The 23,472-nt window shown below is 71.7% G+C and carries 20 protein-coding genes and 2 pseudogenes; 11 read left to right on the plus strand and 11 right to left on the minus strand.

The genetic code is table 11. From position 1 onward, the window contains the following. The first annotated feature begins 78 nt into the window (after nucleotides 1-78). The 3 genes from IE260_RS05315 to IE260_RS05325 are packed head-to-tail and all read left to right on the plus strand — an operon-like array spanning nucleotide 79 to nucleotide 2,281. The gene (locus IE260_RS05315) at nucleotides 79-1,029 is read left to right on the plus strand and encodes an EamA family transporter (RefSeq protein WP_189869285.1); all 951 of its coding nucleotides are present in this window, start codon (nucleotides 79-81) and stop codon (nucleotides 1,027-1,029) included. Then, complete coding sequence (locus IE260_RS05320; RefSeq protein WP_189869286.1) at nucleotides 1,026-1,661, plus strand: GNAT family N-acetyltransferase; 636 nt, start codon at nucleotides 1,026-1,028, stop codon at nucleotides 1,659-1,661. Before IE260_RS05315 ends, IE260_RS05320 begins: the two co-directional genes overlap by 4 nt. Nucleotides 1,662-1,699: 38 nt before the next feature. Continuing rightward, nucleotides 1,700-2,281, plus strand: a complete 582-nt coding sequence (locus IE260_RS05325; RefSeq protein ID WP_189869287.1) for an RBBP9/YdeN family alpha/beta hydrolase — start codon at nucleotides 1,700-1,702, stop codon at nucleotides 2,279-2,281. On the opposite strand, the gene IE260_RS05330 is transcribed toward IE260_RS05325, so the two are convergent. Both IE260_RS05330 and IE260_RS05335 read right to left on the minus strand, forming a co-directional pair. Then, nucleotides 2,265-3,065, minus strand: coding sequence for a sugar phosphate isomerase/epimerase family protein (locus tag IE260_RS05330; protein ID WP_189869288.1), 801 nt, complete (start codon nucleotides 3,063-3,065; stop codon nucleotides 2,265-2,267). The genes IE260_RS05325 and IE260_RS05330 overlap by 17 nt on opposite strands. Nucleotides 3,066-3,270: 205 nt before the next feature. Continuing rightward, nucleotides 3,271-4,317 carry a LacI family DNA-binding transcriptional regulator gene (locus IE260_RS05335; RefSeq protein ID WP_189869289.1) on the minus strand — a complete coding sequence of 349 codons (1,047 nt, stop codon included), beginning with the start codon at nucleotides 4,315-4,317 and terminating at the stop codon, nucleotides 3,271-3,273. A 254-nt stretch (nucleotides 4,318-4,571) separates the two neighbouring features. Between IE260_RS05335 and IE260_RS05340 the strand changes: the two genes are divergently transcribed. The 3 genes from IE260_RS05340 to IE260_RS05350 are packed head-to-tail and all read left to right on the plus strand — an operon-like array spanning nucleotide 4,572 to nucleotide 7,704. Continuing rightward, entirely contained in the window at nucleotides 4,572-5,723 is a 1,152-nt protein-coding gene (locus tag IE260_RS05340) for a Gfo/Idh/MocA family protein (protein WP_189869290.1), read from the plus strand. Continuing rightward, nucleotides 5,720-6,871 carry a dihydrodipicolinate synthase family protein gene (locus IE260_RS05345; protein WP_189869291.1) on the plus strand — a complete coding sequence of 384 codons (1,152 nt, stop codon included), beginning with the start codon at nucleotides 5,720-5,722 and terminating at the stop codon, nucleotides 6,869-6,871. Before IE260_RS05340 ends, IE260_RS05345 begins: the two co-directional genes overlap by 4 nt. Then, nucleotides 6,868-7,704, plus strand: coding sequence for a sugar phosphate isomerase/epimerase family protein (locus tag IE260_RS05350; protein ID WP_189869292.1), 837 nt, complete (start codon nucleotides 6,868-6,870; stop codon nucleotides 7,702-7,704). Before IE260_RS05345 ends, IE260_RS05350 begins: the two co-directional genes overlap by 4 nt. 197 nt (nucleotides 7,705-7,901) lie before the next feature. On the opposite strand, the gene rbsD is transcribed toward IE260_RS05350, so the two are convergent. From rbsD to IE260_RS05375, 5 genes are all read right to left on the minus strand, one after another. Further along, nucleotides 7,902-8,291, minus strand: coding sequence for a D-ribose pyranase (gene rbsD / locus IE260_RS05355; RefSeq protein ID WP_189869293.1), 390 nt, complete (start codon nucleotides 8,289-8,291; stop codon nucleotides 7,902-7,904). After that, nucleotides 8,288-9,190: a ribokinase gene (locus IE260_RS05360; protein ID WP_189869294.1), complete on the minus strand. Its 903-nt coding sequence runs from the start codon at nucleotides 9,188-9,190 to the stop codon at nucleotides 8,288-8,290. Before IE260_RS05360 ends, rbsD begins: the two co-directional genes overlap by 4 nt. A gap of 105 nt (nucleotides 9,191-9,295) precedes the next feature. Next, a complete protein-coding gene (locus tag IE260_RS05365) occupies nucleotides 9,296-11,248 on the minus strand; it encodes an ABC transporter permease/substrate-binding protein (protein WP_189869295.1) in 1,953 nt (650 codons plus the stop codon). Then, a complete protein-coding gene (locus tag IE260_RS05370) occupies nucleotides 11,238-12,761 on the minus strand; it encodes a sugar ABC transporter ATP-binding protein (RefSeq protein ID WP_189869296.1) in 1,524 nt (507 codons plus the stop codon). The genes IE260_RS05365 and IE260_RS05370 overlap by 11 nt, the downstream gene beginning before the upstream one ends. After that, nucleotides 12,758-13,792 carry a LacI family DNA-binding transcriptional regulator gene (locus tag IE260_RS05375; RefSeq protein ID WP_189869297.1) on the minus strand — a complete coding sequence of 345 codons (1,035 nt, stop codon included), beginning with the start codon at nucleotides 13,790-13,792 and terminating at the stop codon, nucleotides 12,758-12,760. The genes IE260_RS05370 and IE260_RS05375 overlap by 4 nt, the downstream gene beginning before the upstream one ends. Nucleotides 13,793-13,984: 192 nt before the next feature. On the opposite strand from IE260_RS05375, the gene IE260_RS05380 reads away from it, so the two are divergent. Next, nucleotides 13,985-14,617: a VOC family protein gene (locus IE260_RS05380; protein WP_189869298.1), complete on the plus strand. Its 633-nt coding sequence runs from the start codon at nucleotides 13,985-13,987 to the stop codon at nucleotides 14,615-14,617. A gap of 15 nt (nucleotides 14,618-14,632) precedes the next feature. Here IE260_RS05380 and IE260_RS41480 read toward each other — a convergent pair. Further along, nucleotides 14,633-14,975: pseudogene (locus tag IE260_RS41480) on the minus strand (ATP-binding protein); the annotation flags it as partial. Between IE260_RS41480 and IE260_RS41485 the strand changes: the two are divergent. The 4 genes and pseudogenes from IE260_RS41485 to IE260_RS05395 all read left to right on the plus strand — a co-directional run. Next, nucleotides 14,945-15,162, plus strand: a pseudogene (locus IE260_RS41485) (transcriptional regulator); the annotation flags it as partial. The pseudogenes IE260_RS41480 and IE260_RS41485 overlap by 31 nt on opposite strands. A gap of 65 nt (nucleotides 15,163-15,227) precedes the next feature. Beyond that, nucleotides 15,228-15,296, plus strand: a complete 69-nt coding sequence (locus tag IE260_RS43005) for a hypothetical protein (protein WP_373303318.1) — start codon at nucleotides 15,228-15,230, stop codon at nucleotides 15,294-15,296. A gap of 493 nt (nucleotides 15,297-15,789) precedes the next feature. Further along, entirely contained in the window at nucleotides 15,790-17,994 is a 2,205-nt protein-coding gene (recD2, locus tag IE260_RS05390; protein ID WP_189869299.1) for an SF1B family DNA helicase RecD2, read from the plus strand. Nucleotides 17,995-18,226: 232 nt separating this feature from the next. Continuing rightward, a complete protein-coding gene (locus IE260_RS05395; RefSeq protein WP_189869300.1) occupies nucleotides 18,227-19,516 on the plus strand; it encodes a citrate synthase in 1,290 nt (429 codons plus the stop codon). A 576-nt stretch (nucleotides 19,517-20,092) separates the two neighbouring features. On the opposite strand, the gene IE260_RS05400 is transcribed toward IE260_RS05395, so the two are convergent. The 3 genes from IE260_RS05400 to IE260_RS05410 all read right to left on the minus strand — a co-directional run bounded on the left by IE260_RS05400 (nucleotide 20,093) and on the right by IE260_RS05410 (nucleotide 23,425). Beyond that, nucleotides 20,093-22,366 carry a heavy metal translocating P-type ATPase gene (locus IE260_RS05400; protein ID WP_189869301.1) on the minus strand — a complete coding sequence of 758 codons (2,274 nt, stop codon included), beginning with the start codon at nucleotides 22,364-22,366 and terminating at the stop codon, nucleotides 20,093-20,095. 92 nt (nucleotides 22,367-22,458) lie between these two features. Beyond that, nucleotides 22,459-22,698 carry a heavy-metal-associated domain-containing protein gene (locus IE260_RS05405; protein WP_189869302.1) on the minus strand — a complete coding sequence of 80 codons (240 nt, stop codon included), beginning with the start codon at nucleotides 22,696-22,698 and terminating at the stop codon, nucleotides 22,459-22,461. A gap of 91 nt (nucleotides 22,699-22,789) precedes the next feature. Continuing rightward, complete coding sequence (locus tag IE260_RS05410) at nucleotides 22,790-23,425, minus strand: TetR/AcrR family transcriptional regulator (protein ID WP_189869303.1); 636 nt, start codon at nucleotides 23,423-23,425, stop codon at nucleotides 22,790-22,792. Nucleotides 23,426-23,472 lie beyond the last annotated feature (47 nt).

Raw genomic sequence — 23,472 nt, forward strand, 5'->3', positions numbered from 1 at the left:
GAAGATTAGTGATGCTTCATCCAACCATGCAGCAATCATCGCTGGTGCTTCACGGTCGTGGGAGGTGATCCTCGACGCATGCGCCCGTCACACCTTGCTCTCGCCGTTCTCGTCGCCGCCGTCTGGGGCGTGAACTTCACCGTCATCGAGGTCGGCCTCGACCACTTCCCGCCCCTCCTCTTCTCCGCCCTGCGCTTCCTCGCCGCCGCGCTGCCCGCCGTCTTCTTCGTGGGACGCCCGAAGGTGGCCTGGAAGTGGATCGTGGCGGTGGGCCTGGTACTCGGGGTGGCGAAGTTCGGGCTGGTGTTCGTCGGCATGGACGCGGGGATGCCGGCCGGCCTGTCGTCGCTGGTCCTGCAGATCCAGGCCGTGTTCACCGCCGTGATCGCCTGGGCGGCCCTCGGCGAACGCCCGTCGGCCGTGGGCACCGTGGGCATGCTGGTCGCGCTGGCCGGCATCGGGGTGGCGGCGGTCGACGAGGGAACCTCGGGACCGCTGGGCGCCTTCGCGCTGGTGGTCGCGGCGGCGGCGGCCTGGGGCGTGTCCAACGTGCTGACCCGCAAGGCGTCCCCGCCCGACGCGCTGAACTTCATGGTGTGGGTGAGCACCGTTCCCGTCCTGCCCCTGGTCGGCCTCTCCCTGCTGACGGAGGGCGCCTCCCGCGACCTGGCGGCGCTCGGGGCCCTGGACTGGCAGGGCGCGGGCACGGTGCTCTTCGTCGCCTGGGTATCGACCGTCTTCGGGTTCGGCGCCTGGGGGTGGCTGCTGAAGCGCCACCCGGCGTCCAGGGTCGCGCCGTTCTCCCTGCTGGTCCCGGTCTTCGGCATGTCGTCGGCTGCCCTGTTCCTCGGCGAGCCGGTGACCCCGCTGCGCTGGTGCGCGGCGGCGCTGCTGGTCGGCGGCGTGGCGCTCACGTCGATCACGCCGCGGAACCGCGACCGCAGCCGTGTCCGTGCCGAGGGCGGGGCCCCGGCCCCGGCAGAAGTCGGTCGACGGACTCCCGTGCCGGCGGAAGAATTCGGCCGGTGACGTTCACATCGGAGGGCCCTGCCCTCGAAGGATCCCTGGTCCGGCTGGAGCCGCTCGGCCACCGGCACGCCGCCGACCTGGCCGTGGCGGCGGAGCAGGACCGGGAGACCTACGCCTACACATGGGTGCCGAGGGCGGCCGAGGTCGGCGCGTACATCGACGCCCAGCTCGCCCGCGCCGCCGCCGGCCGGCTCGTGCCGTACGCCCAGGTGTCCCTCGCCTCGGGCCGGGCGGTCGGCACCACCTCCTACTGGGAGCCGCGGTCCTGGCTCTCCGAGGACCGGCTCGACGCCGTCGAGGTCGGCTTCACCTGGCTCGCCCGGTCCGCCCAGGGCACGGGGCTGAACACCGAGGCCAAGCTGCTGCTGTTCCGGCACGCCTTCGAAATCTGGGGCGTGTCCCGGGTCGACCTGAAGACCGACGCCCGCAACAGCCGCTCCCGCGCCGCGATCGAGGCGACCGGCGCCCGCTTCGAAGGCGTCCTGCGCAACTGGTCCCGCTCCTGGGCGCCCGGCGAGGACGGCCGGCTGCGCGACTCCGCGATCTACTCGGTCACGGCGGCGGAGTGGCCCGCCTGCCGCGATCGGCTGGAGAGCCGGCTGGCCGCGCGCCGTACGGGGAGCCGGGTGTGACCGGCACTCGCAGCGGACGATCGGACATCATCGGCCCCATGACCGCATACTTGATCCTCCACGGCTGGCAGAACCGCCGGCCCGAGGAGCACTGGCAGCACTGGCTGGCCGACCGCCTCACCGCACTCGGACACGACGTCACCTACCCGCAGCTGCCCGCCCCCGACGACCCCGACCGGGACGTGTGGCTCGGCGAGGTGACCCGGCACATCAAGGCCCTGCCCGAGGACACCGAGCGGGTCGTCGTCGCGCACAGCGCCTCCGCCGTGCTGTGGCTGCACGCGGTCGCGCGGGGCATGGACGGGCCGGGCTCCGTGGACCGGGTGCTGCTCGTCGCGCCGCCGTCCGCCTCGGTGCTCGCCCGGCACCCGGAGGTCGCCGCGTTCGCCCCGCCGCCGCTCGACGGCCTCGTCCTGCCCGGGCCCACCCGCCTCGTCGCGGGCGACGACGACCCGTACTGCCCGGAAGGGGCACGCGCCGTCTACGGCGACCCGCTCGGCATCCCCACCGACATCCTGCCCGGCGCCGCGCACCTCGACCTGGACGCCGGTTACGGCCCCTGGCCGGCGGTGCTCGACTGGTGCCTGGACGGCTCCGCGCCGCTCACGCCGAGTCGGTGAGCAGCCGGGCGAGGTGCTCGCGCCCCGGGCCCAGCAGGTCGGGCAGCGGGGCGGCGGCCTCGTACCACCGCTTCTCGTACTCCCAGCACAGCCAGCCGTCCCAGCCGTGCCGGGAGAGGACGTCCACGACCTCGGTGAGCGGCAGGACGCCGGCGCCCAGCGGCAGCGGCGTGGTGTCGTCGGCGGAGGCGATGTCCTTGACCTGGACGTATCCGAGGTGCGGGGAGAGGGCGGCGTAGCTCTGCGAGGGCTGCTCGCCGCCCAGCCAGGTGTGCATGACGTCCCACAGGGCGCCGACCTGGCGGTGGCCGACCAGACCGAGGACACGCATCGCGTCGGCGCCGGTGCGGTGCGAGTCGTGGGTCTCCAGCAGGATGCGTACGCCCAGGTCGGCGGCGTACTCGGCGGCCGTGCCCAGGCGCCGGGCGGCCGTCGCGTCGGCTTCCTCGGCGCTCTGCTCGCTGCTCCCGCCGGGGAAGACCCGGACGTACGGGGCGCCCAGGTCGCGGGCCAGGTCGAGGAGCGCGCGGACCTCGGCGATCACTGGCTCGTCGTCGCCCGGCGCGGCCACCCGCGCGTACCCCGCCACGCCCAGCACCTCGACGCCCGCCCCCTTGAACTCGGCCGCGACCGCGGCTCGTTCGTCCGGGGTCAGGCCCGGGTGCGCCGGTTCCTCGGGATGGGCGCGCAGTTCGACACCGTGGTAGCCGTGTGCGGTCGCGAGCCGCAGCACGTCCGTCAGGGGCAGGCCGGGGACACCGAGGGTGGAGAACGCCAGCTTCATGGGGACGGACAGTACCCGCTGCCGCGCCGGTCAGTCCGGCGTCACGCCCAGGTCCTTGCGAACTCGTCGCCGGGCAGCTTCTCGGCAGGGGCAGGCACTCCCGGCCCGTCCGGCGCTTGAGGACGAGGGGTTCGGGCCGGAGCGGGGCCCGGGGCGGCAGCCCCCAGTACACGGACGCCGGGCACCCGTCAAAGCAACGGCACCCTCACCCCCGAGGAACCCCGGAGGACCCCCGCACCATCAGCTCGCCCCGCACCGTCGCGATCCCCCCGGGCGGCGGCTCCTCCCGCCCCATCGCGATGCGCCCGGCCCGCGCCCCCGCCTCCGCGAGCGGCAGCCGTACCGTCGTCAGCGACGGCACCGCGTCGATGCTGAACGGGAGATCGTCGAACCCGGCGACCGACACGTCCCCGGGAATCCGCAGCCCGGAGTCACGCAGCGCCGCGCACGCGCCGAGCGCGACGGAGTCGTTGGCGGCGACGACGGCCGTCAGGGAGGGGTCGCGGCGCAGGAGTTCGAGGGTGGCCTCGTAGCCGGACTGCCGGTCGTAGCGGCCGTGGACCGTCCAGCGAGGGTCCTCCGCGACGCCGTGCGCGGCGAGCGCGGCGCGGTGGCCCTCCAGGCGGTGGCGCGTGGTCGTCCGTTCCTCCGGACCGGCGATGTAGCCGAGGCGCCGGTGCCCGAGCCCGAGCAGATGCTCGGTCAGCTCGCGTCCGCCCCCGCGGTTGTCGAAGGTCAGCGCGATCGCCCCGGTCTCCGGCGCCGGTGGCCGGCCGCACAGCACGACCCGCGTCCCGGCCTCCGCCAGCTTGCGCAGCTTGGCCGCCACGGCCGCCTTGTGCGTGGCGTCCTCCACGGCCCCGCCGGTCAGCACGACGGCCGCGGCCCGCTGCCGCTGCAGCAGGGTGAGGTAGGTCAGCTCCCGTTCCGGGACACCGCCGGTGTTGCAGACCACCGCGAGTCTCTCGCCGCCCGCCCGGCCGCCCGGGCCCCCGATCTCCGACTGGATGGCGCTCGCCATGATCCCGAAGAAGGGGTCGGCGATGTCGTTCACCAGGATGCCCACGAGGTCCGACGTGGCGGCGGCCAGGGCGCTCGCGGGCCCGTTGAGCACGTAGTCCAGCTCGTCGACCGCCTTCAGCACCCGCTCGCGGGTGGAGGCCGCCACGGGATAGTTCCCGTTCAGCACGCGCGACACCGTCGCGGGGGAGACCTGGGCGCGGGCCGCCACGTCCGCCAGGGTCACCGTCATGTCCTCGTCCTCCGGTCGCGCATCCGCCGTACACCGCCTCGTCGTACGTCCTGGTACACGGGCCGGTGTCCGGTCCCGGTTCCGTGCCGACCCTACGACCACCGCCCGCCGTTGTTCGCCCCCTCGAACAACTCGTTCCGGCCGCGGTCTTGTCCGCACGGCCGTCCACAGGTTAGCTTCACCATGAATAGAAAGCGCTTGCTGTACTGCTCTCCGCCGTACGCGGCGCGCGGACCGCGCACGAAGGGAATGACGTGACACGCAAGACGGTGCGTATCGCCATGAACGGCGTGACCGGGCGCATGGGCTACCGCCAGCACCTCGTCCGCTCCATCCTGGCCATCCGCGAGCAGGGCGGGCTCGACCTCGGCGACGGCACCGTGCTGTGGCCGGAGCCGGTCCTGGTCGGCCGCCGCGAGCACGCGCTCAGGGCGCTGGCGGAGCGGCACGGCCTGGAGCACGTCTCGACCGACGTGGACGCTGTCCTCGCCGACGAGAGCGTCGAGATCTACTTCGACGCCCAGGTGACCTCGGCCCGCGAGGAGGCGATCAGGAAGGCGATCGCCGCGGGCAAGCACATCTACACCGAGAAGCCCACCGCGACCGGCCTCGACGGCGCACTCGAACTCGCCCGCCTCGCCCGGGCCGCGGGCATCAGGCACGGCGTCGTGCAGGACAAGCTCTTCCTGCCCGGCCTGCTCAAGCTCAAGCGCCTCATCGACGGCGGCTTCTTCGGCCGCATCCTGTCCGTGCGCGGCGAGTTCGGCTACTGGGTCTTCGAGGGCGACTGGCAGTCCGCCCAGCGGCCGTCCTGGAACTACCGCGCCGAGGACGGCGGCGGCATCGTCGTCGACATGTTCCCGCACTGGGAGTACGTGCTCCACGAGCTCTTCGGCCGCGTGAAGTCCGTCCAGGCCATCGCCACCACCCACATCCCGCAGCGCTGGGACGAGAACGGCAAGCCCTACGACGCCACCGCCGACGACGCCGCCTACGGCATCTTCGAACTCGACGGCGGCGCGATCGCCCAGATCAACTCCTCCTGGGCGGTCCGCGTGGGCCGCGACGAACTGGTCGAGTTCCAGGTCGACGGCACCGAGGGCTCCGCGATCGCCGGCCTCAGGAACTGCCGGGTGCAGCACCGGTCCGCCACCCCCAAGCCGGTCTGGAACCCGGACGTCCCCGCCACCGAGGTGTTCCGCGACCAGTGGCAGGAGGTCCCGGACAACCAGGACTTCGACAACGGCTTCAAGGCCCAGTGGGAGCTGTTCCTCAAGCACGTCCACGCCGACGCCCCGTACCACTGGGACCTGCTGGCCGGCGCCCGCGGCGTCCAGCTCGCCGAGCTGGGCCTGAAGTCCTCGGCCGAGGGCCGCCGCCTCGACGTGCCGGAGATCGCCCCGTGACCCTCCACCTGCCCGACGCGAACGGCACCCTGCGGCCCTACGAACCCCGCACCGAGCCCCTCGCCCTGACCCCGGGAAGCGCTTTCACCTCCCGTACGGTCTTCTCGGCGGCGCACGTCGTCGCCGACCCCTTCGCGGACGTGTCGCCGGACTCGCCCGCCGCCGTCGACTGGGACGCCACCCTCGCCTTCCGCCGCCACCTGTGGTCCCACGGGCTCGGTGTCGCCGAGGCCATGGACACCGCCCAGCGCGGCATGGGCCTGGACTGGGCGGGCGCGGCGGAGCTGATCCGCCGGTCCGCCGCCGAGGCCAGGGCGGCCGGCGGCCGGATCGCCTGCGGGGTGGGCACCGACCAGCTCGCCGCCGGCACGCTCGACGAGGTCAGGGCGGCGTACGAGGAGCAGCTCGCCGTCGTCGAGGAGGCGGGCGCCCAGGCCATCCTGATGGCCTCCCGCGCCCTCGCGGCCGCGGCACACGGCCCCGAGGACTACCTGGAGGTCTACGGCCACCTGCTGCGCCAGGTCACGGAGCCGGTGATCCTGCACTGGCTCGGCCCGATGTTCGACCCGGCCCTGGAGGGCTACTGGGGGGCGGCGGACCTCGACGCGGCGACGGACACCTTCCTGGAGGTCATCGCCGCCCACCCCGAGAAGGTCGACGGCATCAAGGTCTCCCTGCTGGACGCCCAGCGGGAGATCGACCTGCGCCGCCGCCTCCCGAAGGGCGTGCGCTGCTACACCGGCGACGACTTCCACTACCCCGAGCTGATCGCCGGCGACGACCAGGGCTTCAGCCACGCCCTGCTCGGCATCTTCGACCCGCTCGGCCCGCTGGCCGCGGAGGCGGTGCGCGTCCTGGACACGGGGGACGCCGACGGGTTCCGGTCCCTCCTCGACCCCACCGTGGAACTCTCCCGCCACCTCTTCCAGGCCCCGACCCGCTTCTACAAGACGGGCGTGGTGTTCCTGGCCTGGCTCGCGGGCCACCAGTCCCACTTCACCATGGTCGGCGGCCTGCAGTCGGCCCGCTCCCTGCCGCACTTCGCCCGCGCCTACGAACTGGCCGACGGCCTCGGCCTGTTCCCGGACCCGAAACTGGCGGAGGAACGGATGAGGACCCTGCTGAACCTGTACGGAGTGCCCCGATGAACGAGGCACTGGAGCGTTTCTCCGTCAACCAGATGACGGTCAAGCAGCTGTCGCTGCCGGAACTGGCCGACGCCTGCCAGGAGCTGGGCGTCAGGAACGTCGGCCTGTGGCGCGAACCGGTGCAGAGGTACGGCGTGGAGGCAGCCGCCGAGCTGATGCGCGACGCCGGCCTGACCGTCACCACCCTGTGCCGGGGCGGCTTCCTCACGGCGATCGACCCCGTCGAGCGGGCCGAGGCCCTGGGCGACAACCACGCCGCGATCGAGGAGGCCGCCATGCTCGGCACCGACACGCTGGTGCTGGTCTCCGGCGGACTCCCCTTCGACAGCAAGGACCTGCACGGGGCCCGCGAGCGCATCGCGGACGCCCTCGACATCCTCGCCCCCTACGCGGCCGAGCGCGGCGTCCGCCTCGCCATCGAGCCGCTGCACCCCATGTACGCCTCCGACCGCTGCGTGGTCTCCACCCTCGCCCAGGCGCTGGACATCGCCGAGCGCTTCCCCGCGGACCAGGTCGGCGTCACGGTCGACACGTATCACATCTGGTGGGACGACGGGGCGCCGGAACAGATCGCCCGGGCCGGCGCGGGCGGCCGCATCCACACCTTCCAGCTCGCCGACTGGACGACCCCCCTGCCCGAGGGCGTTCTCAACGGCCGCGGACAGATCGGCGACGGCGCGATCGACATGCGGGAGTGGAAGGGGTACGTGGAGGCGGCCGGGTACACCGGCGCGATCGAGGTCGAGCTGTTCAACGAGGCGTTGTGGGCCCGCGACGGACGGGAGGTGCTGGCCGAGACGGCGGAGCGGTTCGTCGCCCACGTCATGCAGTAGCGGCGCGGGAGCCCCGGGTCGCGGGCGGAGAAAAAAATCCCGCAACCCGTGCAACCCTTCCCGCCGCCCGCGGGTCGTACTTGGCATCAGGACACCCCGGAGGGGGAGATCTGGGGGGATCGCGGGGGTTCTGAGGGAGGGGAAAACCAAGGGGGCCAGGTCGTGGACCTGGCCCCCCGAAGTTTTCGGGTCACGCCTCAGAAGAAGACCCCGCACCGCAGCAGCACGTTCGCGTACGGCCGTGCCTCCCCGGTCCGCACCACCAGGCGAGCACCCGCCGACAGCTCCTTCAGCCGCTCGTGCGTGACCAGCTCCAGTTCGGGGAAGCGGCCGTCGAGCAGCGCCGACGCATCCGGATTGGCCTCCCGCACCTCCGTCGCCGCCGTCGCGCCCTCGACCACCAGCTCGGCCAGCAGACCGTCCAGGACCTCGGCGAACGACGGCACCCCGGCCCGGAACGCCAGGTCCACCACCCGTGGGCCACCGGGAATCGGCATGCCCGCGTCGCACACCAGCACCCCGTCGCCGTGGCCCAGTTCGGCCAGTGCGCCGGACAGGTGACGGTTCAGTATCCCGGCCTTCTTCACAGTGCCTCGACCTCCGCCGCCGTCGGGTACGACTCCTGCGCCCCCGCCCGCGTGACGGCCGCCGCCCCGACCCGGGCCGCGTACGCCGCCGCCTCGGCGAGCGAGGCGCCCGTGCCCAGCCGCCAGGCCAGCGCCGCGGTGAACGCGTCGCCGGCGCCCGTGGTGTCGACGGCGTCCACCTTCACGGACGGGACACGGCCGACGCCGTCGGCCGAGGCGACCAGCGCCCCCTCGGCGCCCAGCGTCACCACCACCGAGCGCGGGCCCTTGGCCAGCAGCAGCCCCGCCCAGTCCTCGGGCCGCTCGCTCACGCAGGACTCGCCCAGGATCACCTTCGCCTCGTGCTCGTTCACGATCAGCGGGTCGCAGGCCACCAGCACCTCGCGCGGCAGCGGGCGCGGCGGCGACGGGTTCAGGACGAACCGGCTGCCCGGCGCCAGGCTCCGCACCACCTCCACGACCGTCTCCAGCGGAATCTCCAGCTGTACGGAGACCACCCGGGAGGCGTGGAAGAGGCTCCCGGCCGCGCGGACGTCCGCGGGGGTCAGCCGGCCGTTGGCGCCCGGCGAGACCACGATGCTGTTGTCCCCGGACGGATCCACCGTGATCAACGCGACGCCGGTCGGCGCCCCGCCCACCAGGACGCCCACGGGATCGACGCCGGCCGCCCGCTGCGAGTCCAGCAGCAGCCGTCCGTACTCGTCGTCGCCGACCCGGGCCAGCAGGGCCGTACGGGCCCCCAGCCGGGCCGCGGCCACCGCCTGGTTCGCGCCCTTGCCGCCCGGGTGGACGGCCAGGTCGGAACCGAGCACCGTCTCGCCGGCACCCGGCCGGCGCTCGACACCGATCACCAGGTCGGCGTTGGCCGACCCCACGACCAGGAGGTCGTAGTCGTACATGGAATGTCTCCCCGATAAACCCTGATGTCCCGATCGGACCCTGTGCCCCCGAGCGAACGCCCGTGGGGCGGGCGGTCGCCGTGACCGCCCGCCCGCGCACCGGTGTCAGCCGTCGAAGCCGGCCACGTTGTCCTTCGTGACCACCTTCACCGGCACCTTCACCATCTCGTTCACCTTCTTGCCCTCGGCCGCCCGCAGCGCGTTGTCCACGGCGATCCTGCCCAGTTCCTTGGGCTGCTGTGCGACGGACGCGTACAACGTGCCCGCCTCGACCGCCTTCAGACCGTCCGGGGTGCCGTCGAACCCGACGACCTGCACCGACTTGCCGGCCTTGGAACCCAGCGCCTTGATCGCGCCGAGCGCCATCTCGTCGTTCTCCGCGAAGACGCCCTTGATGTCGGGGTGCGCCTGGAGCAGGTTCGTCATGACGTCCAGGCCCTTGGTGCGGTCGAAGTCCGCGGGCTGCTTGGCGACCACCTTGATGCCCGGGTAGGCCTTCAGACCGGCAGCGAAGCCCGCCCCGCGCTCCCGGCTGGCGGACGTGCCGGCCTGGCCCTGGAGGATGACGATCGTGCCCTTGCCGCCGAGCTTCTCGGCCAGCGCCCTGGCGCCCAGCTCACCGCCCTCGACGTTGTCGGAGGCGACCAGCGCGTCCGTGTCCGCCTTGTTGACGCCGCGGTCCACGGCGACGACCGGGATGTCGTCCTTGTTCGCCGAGCGGACCGACGGGCCCGCCGCGTCCGAGTCGACGGGGTTCACGATGATCGAGGAGAGGCCTTCGCTGGTGAAGTTCTGCAGCTGGTTGGCCTGCTGCGACGCGTCGTTCTGCGCGTCCGTGACCGTCAGGTCCACGCCCAGCTTCTTCGCCTGCTCCTGGGCACCGGCCCGGATCTGCACGAAGAACGGGTTGTTGAGCGTCGACAGCGACAGGCCGATCTTCTGCGTCCTGCCGGCCGAGGAGCCGTTGTGCAGGAGCGAGGTCGCACCGACGACGGCCACCGCGACGACCGCCGCGATCACGTACGTGAGCGCCTGCCTGCCCTTCCCGCCACCGGAGGCCCCGGCCGCCGGCGTGGTCGCCCCCGCCTTGCGCCGCACCGTGTCCAGCAGCACCGCCAGCGCGATGACGACACCGATGACGACCTGCTGCCAGAACGCGGAGACCGACAGCAGGTTGAGGCCGTTGCGCAGCACCGCGAGGATCAGCGCGCCGATCAGGGTGCCCGACGCCTTGCCGGTGCCGCCCGCGAGCGAGGCACCGCCGATGACGACCGCGGCGATGGCGTCCAGCTCGTAGCCCTGCGCGGCCTGCGGCTGCGCGGAGGACAGCCGGGAGGCCAGCACGATGCCCGCGGCGGCGGCGAACAGCCCGGAGAAGGCGTAGATGGCGAGCTTCTGCTTCTTCACCTTGAGGCCGGACAGGCGCGCGGCCTCCTCGTTGCCGCCGATGGCGTACATGGAGCGGCCGATGTAGGTCCGGCCGAGGACGAACGCCGTGATCAGACCCATGGCGACCATCACGAGCACCGGCACCGGCAGCCAGCCGCCGAGCGTGTCGCCCAGGTGGGAGACCGAGTCCGGGAAGGCGATCGGCGAGCCCTGCGAGATGACGAGCGACAGACCGCGGCCGACCGACAGCATGGCCAGCGTCGCGATGAACGGCGGCAGCTTCCCGTACGAGATGAGGAAACCGTTCACCAGACCGCACGCGATACCCGTCGCGATCGCCAGGACCACCGCCAGGACGACCGGCACCCCGGCCTCGGTGGCGCTCCACGCCAGCACGGTGGCCGACAGCGCGGCCACCGAGCCGACGGACAGGTCGATGCCGGCCGAGACGATCACGAAGGTGACGCCGAAGGCGAGGATCGCCGTCACGGCGGCCTGGACGCCCACGTTCAGCAGGTTGTCGGCGGTCAGGAAGTCCCCGGAGAGCGCCGACATGGCGACGACGAGGACGATCAGCGCGGTGAGCGCGCCGTTGTCGAGCAGCAGGCGGCGCAGACCGCCCGGGGCGCCCTGCGCGCCCGGCTTGCTCTTGAGCGTGTCAGTGGCCACGGGAGGCCTCCGTTCCGTTGCTGTGGGGAGTGCTGACGGCGAGCGCCATCACGGCGTCCTGGGTGGCCTGTTCGGCGGTGAGTTCGCCGGCGATGCGGCCCTGCGCCATGACCACCACCCGGTCGCTCATGCCGAGCACCTCGGGCAGGTCGCTGGAGATCATCAGGACGGCGGCGCCCTGCGCGGTCAGTTCGTTGATGAGCTGGTAGATCTCGACCTTGGCGCCGACGTCGATGCCGCGCGTCGGCTCGTCGAGGATCAGCACCTTGGTGTTCGCCAGCAGCCACTTGCCGATGACGACCTTCTGCTGGTTGCCGCCGGAGAGCGTGCGCACGTGCTGGCCGAGGCCCGCCATCCGCACGCCGAGCTGCCCGGCGATCCGGGCCGCCGCCTCGTGCTGGCCCTTGAGGTCGACGAGCCCCGCACGGGAGGCCGACCTGAGGGTGACCAGCCCGAGGTTCTCCTCCACGGAGGCGTCGAGCACCAGCCCCTGGCCCTTGCGGTCCTCGGGCACGAGTCCGATGCCGGCCGCCATGGCGGCGTTCACGTCGTGCCGCCTGAGCCGCGTGCCCGCGACCTTCACGGCGCCCTTGTCGTACGGGTCCGCCCCGAACACGGCCCGGACGACCTCCGTCCGGCCGGCGCCGACGAGGCCCGCGATGCCGACGACCTCGCCGGCGCGCACCTCGAAGCTCACGTCGTGGAAGACGCCGTCCCGGGTCAGGCCCTCGACCTTGAGCAGCGCCTCGCCGGTCTCGGGCCGTTCGCGCGGATACTGCTGCTCGATCGACCGCCCCACCATGAGCCGTACGAGTTCGTCCTCGGGCGTGGCGGCGGGCACCTGCCCGACGCTCCTGCCGTCGCGGATCACGGTGACCCGGTCGCCCAGGGCGGCGATCTCCTCCAGGTGGTGGGTGATGAAGACGATCCCGACGCCGTCCTCGCGCAGCCGCCGCACGATGGCGAACAGCTTCTCGACCTCCTCGGAGGTGAGCACGGCGGTGGGCTCGTCCATGATGAGCACGCGTGCGTCCAGACTGAGCGCCTTGGCGATCTCGACCATCTGGAGCCGGGCGATGCCCAGTTCCCGCACCCGCGCGCGGGGGGACACGTGCACACCGACGCGCTCCAGGAGCACTTCGGCGTCCGCGTCCATCTTCTTCCGGTCGATCATCCCCAGGCGGCGCGGCTGCCGCCCGAGGAAGATGTTCTCGGCGACCGTCAGATCGGGAACGAGGTTGAACTCCTGGTAGATGGTGGCGATCCCGAGGCGCTCGGAGTCCTGCGCACCGTTGATGCGCACCTCCTCGCCGCCGGCCAGGATCCGCCCGGCGTCGGGCGTGTAGGCGCCGGAGAGCATCTTGATGAGGGTGCTCTTGCCCGCGCCGTTCTCACCGAGGAGCACATGCACCTCGCCCCGGCGCAGGTCGAAGTCGACGCTGTCGAGCGCGACCACGCCCGGGAAGGTCTTGCGGATGCCCTCGATGCGCAGCAACTCGTCCGGGTTGCTCACGACGTACTCCTTCGTACGGGGGACGGGGACTGTGCGGTTGCCGGCTCGCCGCACGAGCGGCGGACGACGAGACGGGCGGGGAGGGTGACGGACTCGCCGGGCCGCCCCTCGATGCGGTCGACCAGGGCGTGCACGGCGGCCCGCCCCAGATCGCCCGTGGGCTGGGCGATCGCGGTGACCGGCGGATCGGTGTGCACGAACCAGCGGATGTCGTCGAACGCGGCCAGCGCGATGTCCTCGGGCACGCGCAGCCCGCGCGCGCGGACGGCGTCCAGCGCGCCGAGCGCCATCAGGTTGTCGGCGGCGAAGACGACCTCGGGCGGCCGGGGCAGGTCGAGGAACCCCTCGGTGACCCGGCGCCCGCTGTCGGCCTGGAAGTCGCCCTGGCCGATGTAGGCGTCGGGGAGGTCGAGGCCGTACGCGCCGAGCGCCTCCCGGAAGGCGTCCACGCGCTCACGGCCGGTGGTGGTCGCCGCGGGCCCGGCGATGATGGCCAGCCGCCGGTGCCCGAGCCCGTGCAGGTGCGCCACCAGGTCCCGTACGGCCTCCCGTCCGTCCGACCGGACCACGGGCACGTCCACGCCCGGGATCCACCGGTCGACGAAGACCATCGGCGTGCCCGCGCGGGCGGCGTCCAGCATGCGCGGCGAGCCACCGTCGGTGGGGGAGACGAGAAGTCCGTCGATACGGCGGTCCAGCAGGGTGGTGACGTGGTGGTCCTGGAGGTCGGGCCGCTCGTCGGCGTTACCGATGATGACGCTGTAGCCGAGCGCGCGGGCCTCCTCCTCGACGGAGCGGGCCAGTTCGGTGAAGTACGGGTTCATCACGTCGCTGATGACCAGGCCGAGAGTGCGGGTCTGGTCGGTGCGCAGCGACCGGGCGACGGCGTTCGGCCGGTAGCCCAGCGCGTCGACGGCGGCCAGCACGCGCGTGCGTGCGTCCGCGCTCACCGACGGGTGGCCGTTGAGGACGCGCGACACCGTGGCGACGGAGACGCCTGCCTCGGCGGCGACGTCCTTGATGCTCGCCATCGCCGTTCCACCTCCTCGTGGAATCGATTACACGAAGGATTGGAAACGATTACACGCGGCGGGGGCAAGGGGGTGCGGGTGGCCGAAACCCAATCGTGACCGTGAGCCGGAGGGGCGCGGTCCGGCTCGGCCGGCGGAGCCGGTCAGTTTTCGAGAAGCGCCGGCGGGCCGGCGGTCCCTACCGTCGAAGGCATGAACTCCATCGACTCCGTCACCCTGGAAGTGGCCGACACCACGGCCGCCGCCCGCTTCTACTCCACCGCCTTCGGGCTGGACCCGTCTCAGCTGCGCCTGCGCGCCTCCGACGCCCCCACGACCGGGTTCCGCGGTTTCACGCTGTCGCTGGTGGTGTCCCAGCCGGGAAACGTCGACGCGCTCTTCGGTGCGGCCCTGGACGCGGGCGCCACCACCCTCAAGCCGGCCTCGAAGTCACTGTGGGGCTACGGCGGTGTCGTCCAGGCCCCGGACGGCACGATCTGGCAGATCGCGACTTCGACGAAGAAGGACACCCGCCCGGTCACCCGGGACGTGGACGAGCTGGTGCTGCTGCTGGGCGTCGAGGACGTGAAGGCCAGCAGGCAGTTCTACGTCGGTCAGGGCCTCGCCGTGGGCAAGGGCTTCGGCGGCAAGTACGTGGAGTTCGCGACCGGTCCGGGCTCCGTGAAGCTGGCCCTGTACAAGCGCCGCGGCCTCGCGAAGGTCGCGGGCGTCCCCGCCGACGGCACCGGCTCGCACCGGCTCGTGATCTCCGGCGCCGACGTCTCGTTCAGCGACCCGGACGGGTTCGCCTGGGAGCCCGCGGCCTCGCTGACGGCCACCGACTGAGCGTCCCCGGAATCTTCAGGCCGCCGCCGGCTCGCACCACACGTACTTGCCCCGGTTGCCGTGCCTGGCCGGCGGATGCCGCCCCCACACGTCGGCGCCCGCCCGCACCGGTGCGAGTCCCCCGCCCCTCCTCCGCCTCCTGCGTCCGCGCGAAGCGCGCCGGCGGCTCGGGCGGTTCGGGGTCCGCGTCCCAGGCCCCGATCCGCAGTGTGCCCGGCGGCGACCGGCGCACGCGCAGGGCGGCGGGGCCCTTGGTGTGGCGCACGGCGTCGGAGATCAACTCGGTCGCCGGCAGCTCGGCGACGTCGACGAGCCGATCAGTCCGTCGACCTGGAAGGGTTCGCCGGTGCCGCCGGCGCCATGGTGTACGCGGGGGACGTGTCGGAGTTGAACACCGTGGTGCGTGATGCGCCTCTCGGCACCGTCTTCATCGACGCGGAAGCCCAACTCGGTTCTTTCGAACGCTCTTCCGCAAAGTAGAGGCTGTGTCACTCGACCCCGGACGGTCGCGAGACTTCGTCCACAGGTTGGTGAGAGAGCTGTGAGGCACACCGCGTGGACAACTGGGCGGAAGTCGTCCTCCTCGGGCCCGGGCGACGGCAATGAGTGCGTGGAGATCGCAACCTCACCCACCCACGTCGCCCTCCGCGACACGAAGGCCCCGACCAGGCAGCCCTGACCTTCCCGGCCGAAGCCTTCATCCCCGTCCTCGAAGCCCTCAAGAGGCACCCCCGCCCCTGACTCCCCTTGCCGTAGGCGAACGGCACCTGGCCCAGCTGGGAGGAAGGCCCCGAGGGCAAAAAACAGTCCCCGGTAGTGCTGCACGTGTCCTGAAGCTCCAGTCGTCACTGTCGCCTCGGTATCGCGCCGGCTTGCCGGGGGCCTGAACGACATCCTGTCCAAGTCACTCCGCCGACTAGACGTCCTTGCCGACTTTGTGACTCTTTCGGTGTTGCCGTCTACTAACTACTAGTACGCCCTTTTTTCCCCGAGTCAATAGGTCTTGGGAAAATTTTTCGACGCTCATGTGGATCACCTCAAATGATCACACCCCGCGTTGTCCGACCCCGGCGGTAGCCTCCTGTCACACGGAGACGCGAAGGGCAGGTGAGACCGTGTCTGGCGCGGGGAGGGGCGGCCCGGACCGAGGGAACCGGCCGGGTCTTGCCGAAGTGACCGGCGTCCTGGAGCGCATCACGTACGCCAACGAGGAGAACGGCTACACGGTGGCCCGCGTGGACACCGGCAGAGGCGCCGGTGATCTCCTCACGGTCGTCGGCGCGCTGCTCGGCGCCCAGGTCGGCGAGTCCCTGCGCATGGAGGGCCGCTGGGGATCCCACCCGCAGTACGGCAAGCAGTTCCACGTCGAGAACTACACCACCGTGCTGCCGGCCACCGTCCAGGGCATCCGCCGCTACCTCGGCTCCGGCCTGGTCAAGGGCATCGGCCCGGTCTTCGCCGACCGCATCACGCAGCACTTCGGGGTGGACACCCTGAAGATCATCGAGGAGGAGCCCAAGCGGCTGATCGAGGTCCCCGGCCTCGGTCCCAAGCGGACGAAGAAGATCGCCGACGCCTGGGAGGAGCAGAAGGCGATCAAGGAGGTCATGCTCTTCCTCCAGACCGTCGAGGTGTCCACGTCCATCGCCGTGCGCATCTACAAGAAGTACGGCGACGCCTCGATCTCGGTCGTCAGGAACCAGCCGTACCGGCTGGCGGCCGACGTGTGGGGCATCGGGTTCCTCACCGCCGACAAGATCGCCCAGTCGGTCGGCATCCCGCACGACAGCCCGGACCGCGTCAGGGCCGGCCTGCAGTACGCCCTGTCGCAGGCCACCGACCAGGGCCACTGCTACCTGCCCGAGGAGAAGCTGATCGCCGACGCGGTCAAGCTGCTCCAGGTGGACACCGGTCTGGTCATCGAGTGCCTCGGCGAGCTGGCCGCCGAGCCCGAGGAGGGCGAGGACCCCGGCGTCGTCCGGGAGAAGGTCCCCGACCCCGAGGGCGGCGAGCCGGTCACCGCCGTCTACCTCGTCCCGTTCCACCGCGCCGAGCTCTCCCTCTCCGCCCAGCTGCTGCGCCTGCTGCGCACCGACGAGGACCGGATGCCCGGCTTCCGTGACGTGGCCTGGGACAAGGCGCTCGGCTGGCTGAAGGGACGTACGGGCGCCGACCTCGCGCCCGAGCAGGAGGCGGCCGTCAAGCTGGCGCTGACCGAGAAGGTCGCCGTCCTCACCGGCGGCCCCGGCTGCGGCAAGTCCTTCACGGTCCGCTCGATCGTGGAGCTGGCCCGCGCGAAGAAGGCGAAGGTGGTGCTCGCCGCCCCGACCGGGCGCGCCGCCAAGCGCCTGGCCGAGCTGACCGGTGCCGAGGCGTCCACCGTCCACCGGCTGCTGGAGCTCAAGCCCGGCGGCGACGCCGCCTACGACCGGGACCGGCCGCTGGACGCCGACCTGGTGGTGGTCGACGAGGCGTCCATGCTCGACCTGCTGCTCGCCAACAAGCTGGTCAAGGCGGTGCCCCCGGGCGCCCACCTGCTCTTCGTCGGGGACGTCGACCAGCTGCCCAGCGTCGGCGCCGGGGAAGTGCTCCGGGACCTGCTCGCCGACGGCAGCCCCGTCCCGGCCGTCCGCCTCACCCGCGTGTTCCGCCAGGCCCAGCAGTCGGGAGTGGTGACGAACGCGCACCGGATCAACGCGGGGCAGCATCCGGTCACCGACGGGATGAAGGACTTCTTCCTCTTCGTCGAGGACGACACGGAGGAGGCGGGGCGGCTGACGGTGGACGTCGCCGCGCGCCGCATCCCGGCCAGGTTCGGGCTGGACCCGCGCCGGGACGTGCAGGTCCTGGCCCCCATGCATCGCGGCCCGGCCGGCGCGGGCACGCTGAACGGCCTCCTCCAGCAGGCCGTCACCCCGGGCCGCCCCGACGTGCCCGAGAAGCGATTCGGCGGCCGGGTGTTCCGGGTCGGCGACAAGGTCACCCAGATTCGCAACAATTACGAGAAGGGTGAGAACGGTGTCTTCAACGGCACCGTGGGCGTGGTCACCTCGCTCGACCCGGTGGACCAGCGCCTCACCGTGCTGACGGACGAGGACGAGGAGGTTCCGTACGAATTCGACGAACTGGACGAACTGGCCCACGCCTACGCGGTGACCATCCACCGCTCCCAGGGCAGCGAGTACCCGGCGGTGGTCATCCCGGTGACCACGGGCGCATGGATGATGCTCCAGCGGAACCTGCTGTACACGGCGGTCACCCGGGCCAAGAAGCTGGTCGTCCTCGTCGGGTCGCGCAAGGCGATCGGGCAGGCGGTGCGCACCGTGTCGGCCGGCCGGCGCTGCACGGCACTCGACTTCCGGCTGGCGGGCTCCTGACTCCGCAAACCTCTCGGCCCGTGTGACAAAAATGATCGATCAAACGAGTCGCAAAGGTCACAGACCACTTCCCGAAGGGGAGGAGAGGGGGCAGGATGAGCAAGTTGGCGGCACTGAGTGCCGCCAATAGGCCCGATGGTCGACCCCGAGTGCACTCTCCTGAGCCAAGTGGGGGATGGTAGAGACAGTCAGGGCACCTCGAAGATGAGGCACTACGTCGGTGAGGGAAGACGTGAGCGACAACTCTGTAGTACTGCGGTACGGCGACGGCGAGTACACCTACCCGGTGATCGACAGCACCGTCGGTGACAAGGGCTTCGACATCGGGAAGCTCCGCGCCCAGACCGGTCTGGTCACGCTGGACAGCGGTTACGGCAACACCGCCGCCTACAAATCCGCCATTACGTATCTGGACGGCGAGGCGGGCATCCTGCGGTACCGCGGCTACCCGATCGAGCAGCTGGCCGAGCGCTCCACCTTCCTGGAGGTCGCCTACCTGCTGATCAACGGCGAGCTGCCGACCGTCGACGAGCTCACCGCGTTCAAGAACGAGATCACGCAGCACACCCTGCTGCACGAGGACGTCAAGAACTTCTACAAGGGCTTCCCGCGCGACGCCCACCCGATGGCCATGCTGTCGTCGGTCGTCTCGGCGCTGTCGACGTTCTACCAGGACAGCCACAACCCGTTCGACGAGACGCAGCGCAACCTCTCCACCATCCGGCTGCTCGCCAAGCTCCCGACGATCGCGGCCTACGCGTACAAGAAGTCGATCGGCCACCCGTTCGTCTACCCGCGCAACGACCTCGGCTACGTCGAGAACTTCCTGCGCATGACCTTCTCCGTCCCGGCGCAGGAGTACGAGCTCGACCCGACCGTCGTCTCCGCCCTGGACAAGCTGCTCATCCTGCACGCGGACCACGAGCAGAACTGTTCGACCTCCACGGTCCGTCTCGTCGGCTCCTCGCAGGCGAACATGTTCGCCTCGATCTCCGCCGGCATCAACGCCCTGTGGGGCCCGCTGCACGGCGGCGCCAACCAGTCGGTGCTGGAGATGCTGGAGGGCATCCGCGACGCCGGGGGCGACGTCGACTCCTTCATCCGCAAGGTGAAGAACAAGGAGGACGGCGTCCGCCTGATGGGCTTCGGCCACCGGGTCTACAAGAACTTCGACCCGCGCGCCAAGATCATCAAGGCCGCCGCGCACGACGTGCTCTCCGCCCTCGGCAAGTCCGACGAGCTGCTGGACATCGCCTTGAAGCTGGAGGAGCACGCGCTCTCCGACGACTACTTCGTCTCGCGCAGCCTCTACCCGAACGTCGACTTCTACACCGGCCTGATCTACCGGGCCATGGGCTTCCCGACCGAGATGTTCACGGTCCTGTTCGCCCTCGGCCGGCTGCCGGGCTGGATCGCCCAGTGGCACGAGATGATCAAGGAGCCGGGCTCCCGCATCGGCCGCCCGCGCCAGATCTACACCGGCGTGGTCGAGCGCGACTTCGTGCCCGTCGAGGAGCGCTGAACCTCGGGATCCGGTGAAGTCCCGTACCGCCCGGCGCGGTGCGGGACTTCTCGCGTGCCCGCCGCGACCGCGAACGACAGAAGGCGCCCCGGCGCCGGTCCCCCCACGGGCCGACGACCAGGGCGCCTTCCCATGTCCCGGTGCGGATTCCCCCCACGGGATCCGGCCGGGCGTCTGGAGAACAGCGCCTGAATCGCTGTGTGAGCACGACGAGCGGACTCGCCGTACTCCTTGTGCTGTCTGCGGTCTGCCGGGACAGCGCACGCCCGGGATGGGCCGCTCAAAGCTTCCCGGTGTACGTGCCCCGGCAACGCATCTCTGAGGAAGTCCCCCAAGACATCCTCAGATGCCAGGAAGCGCCCCCCAAGACGCTGCCCGACATCGCCAACTTAGACCTTCGAACCCCTTCGATGGTTACGTTCAGATCACTGTGATCTGCGTCTCTTGCATATGTCCGTTAGATACGCAAGAGCCCCGATACGCCGATCGAGACTCAAGCGTAAGGAAGATGCGCGAGCCTTGTGAAGAGCTTATGTGAGGCGCGTGCCGGACTCCAGAGGCACTCCCTCCACGACCTCAGCGAAACGTACGCAGCCGAAGGCTGTTCGTGACCACGAAGACCGAGGAGAAGGCCATCGCCGCCCCGGCGATCATCGGGTTCAGCAGCCCCGCGGCGGCCAGCGGCAGCGCGGCCACGTTGTAGCCGAACGCCCACACGAGATTGCCCTTGATCGTCGTGAGGGTCTTCCGGGACAGCCGGATCGCGTCCCCGGCCACCCGCAGGTCCCCGCGCACCAGCGTCAGGTCGCCCGCCTCGATCGCCGCGTCCGTCCCCGTGCCCATCGCCAGGCCGAGGTCGGCGGTCGCGAGGGCGGCGGCGTCGTTGACGCCGTCACCGACCATGGCGACCGTACGTCCTTCGGCCTGCAGGCGCCGGATCACGTCGACCTTGTCCTGCGGCAGTACCTCGGCGATCACCTCGTCGATGCCGACGGCCCGCGCGACGGACTCGGCGACGGTCCGGTTGTCGCCGGTGAGCAGCACGGGCTCCAGGCCCAGCCGGCGCAGGGCGGCGACGGCTTCCGCGCTGGTCTCCTTGACGGTGTCCGCGACGGCGACCACACCGCGCGCCTCGCCGTCCCAGCCCACGACGACGGCCGTACGGCCGTTCCTCTCGGCCTCGTCCCTGGCGTCGGCCACGTCCTGGGGGAGCCGGGAGGTGTTCTCGGCCAGTCGCCCGACGACCACCTCGTGGCCCTCCACGCGCGCGCGTACGCCGCGCCCCGGCACGTTCTCGAAACCCTCGACGGCCGGCAGCGCGCCGACCCGTTCCTCCGCGCCGGCCGCGATCGCCCGGGCGACGGGGTGTTCGGAGGCGTGCTCGACGGCGCCCGCGTAGCGCAGCAGTTCCTTCTCGTCGGTGCCCTCGGCGGCGTACACCTCGTGGAGGGTCGTCCGGCCGGTGGTGACGGTGCCGGTCTTGTCCAGGACCACGGTGTCGACGCGGCGCGTGGACTCCAGCACCTCCGGGCCCTTGATCAGGATCCCCAGCTGGGCGCCGCGCCCCGTGCCGACCAGCAGCGCGGTCGGCGTGGCCAGGCCCAGCGCGCACGGGCAGGCGATGATCAGTACGGCGACGGCGGCGGTGAACGCGGCGACCGTGTCGCCGGTGGCTCCCAGCCAGCCCCCGAAGGTGGCGGTGGCGATCAGCAGGACGACGGGCACGAAGACCGCGGAGATCCGGTCCGCGAGCCGCTGCACCTCCGCCTTGCCGCCCTGCGCGTCCTCCACCAGCTTCGCCATCCGGGCCAGCTGCGTGTCGGCGCCGACCCGGGTGGCCTCGACGACCAGCCGGCCCCCGGCGTTGACCGTGGCGCCGGTGACGGCGTCGCCGGCGGTCACGTCCACCGGCACCGACTCGCCGGTCAGCAGGGACGCGTCCACCGCGGAGGAGCCCTCGACGACCGTGCCGTCGGTGGCGACCTTCTCGCCCGGCCGGACGACGAACCGGTCGCCGACGGCCAGCCGGGCCACCGGGATCCGCACCTCACGGCCCTGCCGGAGCACGGCCACGTCCTTGGCGCCCAGTTCCATCAGCGCCCTCAGGGCCGCTCCCGCGCGCCGCTTGGAGCGGGCCTCCAGCCAGCGCCCCAGCAGCAGGAAGGCGGTGACACCCGCGGCGGCCTCCAGGTAGATCGCCGAGGCCCCGTCCGCGCGCGAGACGGTGAAATCGAAGCCGTGCCGCATGCCCGGCATGCCCGCGTCGCCGAAGAACAGCGCCCACAGGGACCAGCCGAACGCCGCCAGCGTGCCCAGCGACACCAGCGTGTCCATGGTGGCCGCACCGTGCCGGACGTTCGTCCATGCGGCGCGGTGGAAGGGCAGGCCGCCCCAGACGACGACGGGCGCCGCCAGGGTGAGCGAGAGCCACTGCCAGTTGTCGAACTGCAGCGCCGGGACCATGGCGAGCAGTACGACGGGGGCGGCGAGGAGCGCGGAGACGGTGAGGCGCCGGCGGAGCGCCGACAGCTCGGGGTCGTCCTCCGTGGTCGCCTCGCGGGGCGTCTCCTCGGCGACGGGTTCCGGCGGCGAAGGCTGCTCGGCGGTGTACCCGGTCCTGACGACGGTGGCGATCAGGTCGGCGACCGGGGTGGTGACGGGGTGGGTGATCCGGGCCTTCTCCGTGGCGTAGTTCACCGTGGCGGTGACGCCGTCCATGCGGTTGAGCTTCTTCTCGACCCGGGCGGCGCACGAGGCGCAGGTCATCCCGCCGATGAGCAGCTCGACCTCGCGGAGGTCCGGCTCGGCGGCCGTGGTGGCGTGGGCAGGGGTTGCTGCGGTGGTGGTCATGCTCGGACTCCAGACGGCTGACCGGGCCGTGCGAGGCGCGGCCCGGTCGACAGCGGTTGCCGGGCGCTTCCGGCGTGGCGCGTGCGCGCCGCTCAGGCCTTGCCGACGAGCTCGAAGCCCGCCTCGTCCACGGCCGCGCGCACGGCCTCGTCGTCGAGCGGGACCTCGGAGACGACGGTGACCTCGCCGGTGGAGGCGACGGCCTTCACCGAGCCGACACCGGGGATCTCGGAGATCTCGCCCGAGACGGCGCCCTCGCAGTGCCCGCAGCTCATCCCGCTGACCTTGTAGACGGTGGTGACGGAGACCGGGGTGTCGGTCTGGGTGCTCATGTCGTGGCTCCTCGTCGGTGTGTGCAGGTGTGGGGTACCCGTGTCGGCCGGGATCGCGGTGACCCCGGATCACACACCTACCACCATACCCCTAGGGGGTACGGGCCACGTGCGTCAGGGGTGTGAGGTAGCGCAGAAGTACGTCCTTCAGCTCCTGAACGTACGCCTCCCGCTCGGCACCTTCGTGGGCCAGGACCAGTTCCAGGCCCGCCTTGTAGATGCCGAGGCAGACCTGCGCGACGCGGTGGACGTCGGGGGCGGGCGTGTCGGGCAGGAATCCGGTGAGCAGTGTCTCGACGCGGGCCACGAGCGTGGCGTGCAGGGCGTCGTGCGCCTCGGCGATCCGGCCGGGCGCGTCGGGGCCGTGCATGAGGGCGAAGAACTCCGGGCGCCGGCAGTTGAACTCGATGAAGCGGTCGACGGCCGTCTCGATCGCCTGCTCCAGCGGAGTCGCGGGATCCACGGTGGCGAGGGCTTCGCCGTAGGTCTCCCGCATCTCGTGCATCAGCCGGTCGCCCAGCTCGATCGCGATCGCTTCCTTGTTCGGGAAGAACTGGTACAGCGTGCCGGGCGAGACGCCCGCCTCGCGGGCGATGGCATTGGTGCTGGCGGCCGTGTAGCCGGTCGTGCAGAAGACGGAGGCCGCGGCCTGCAGCAGCTGGGCGATCCGCCGCTCGCCGCGGGCCTGGCGGCGGCGCGGCTGTTCCTTCTCCTGGTGGTCGGACACGTGATTGTCCCCAGCTCTCCGGACGTGATTGACAAACGCGAGTGGTC

Source organism: Streptomyces viridiviolaceus, assembly GCF_014650995.1.
GTDB lineage: Bacteria > Actinomycetota > Actinomycetes > Streptomycetales > Streptomycetaceae > Streptomyces > Streptomyces viridiviolaceus.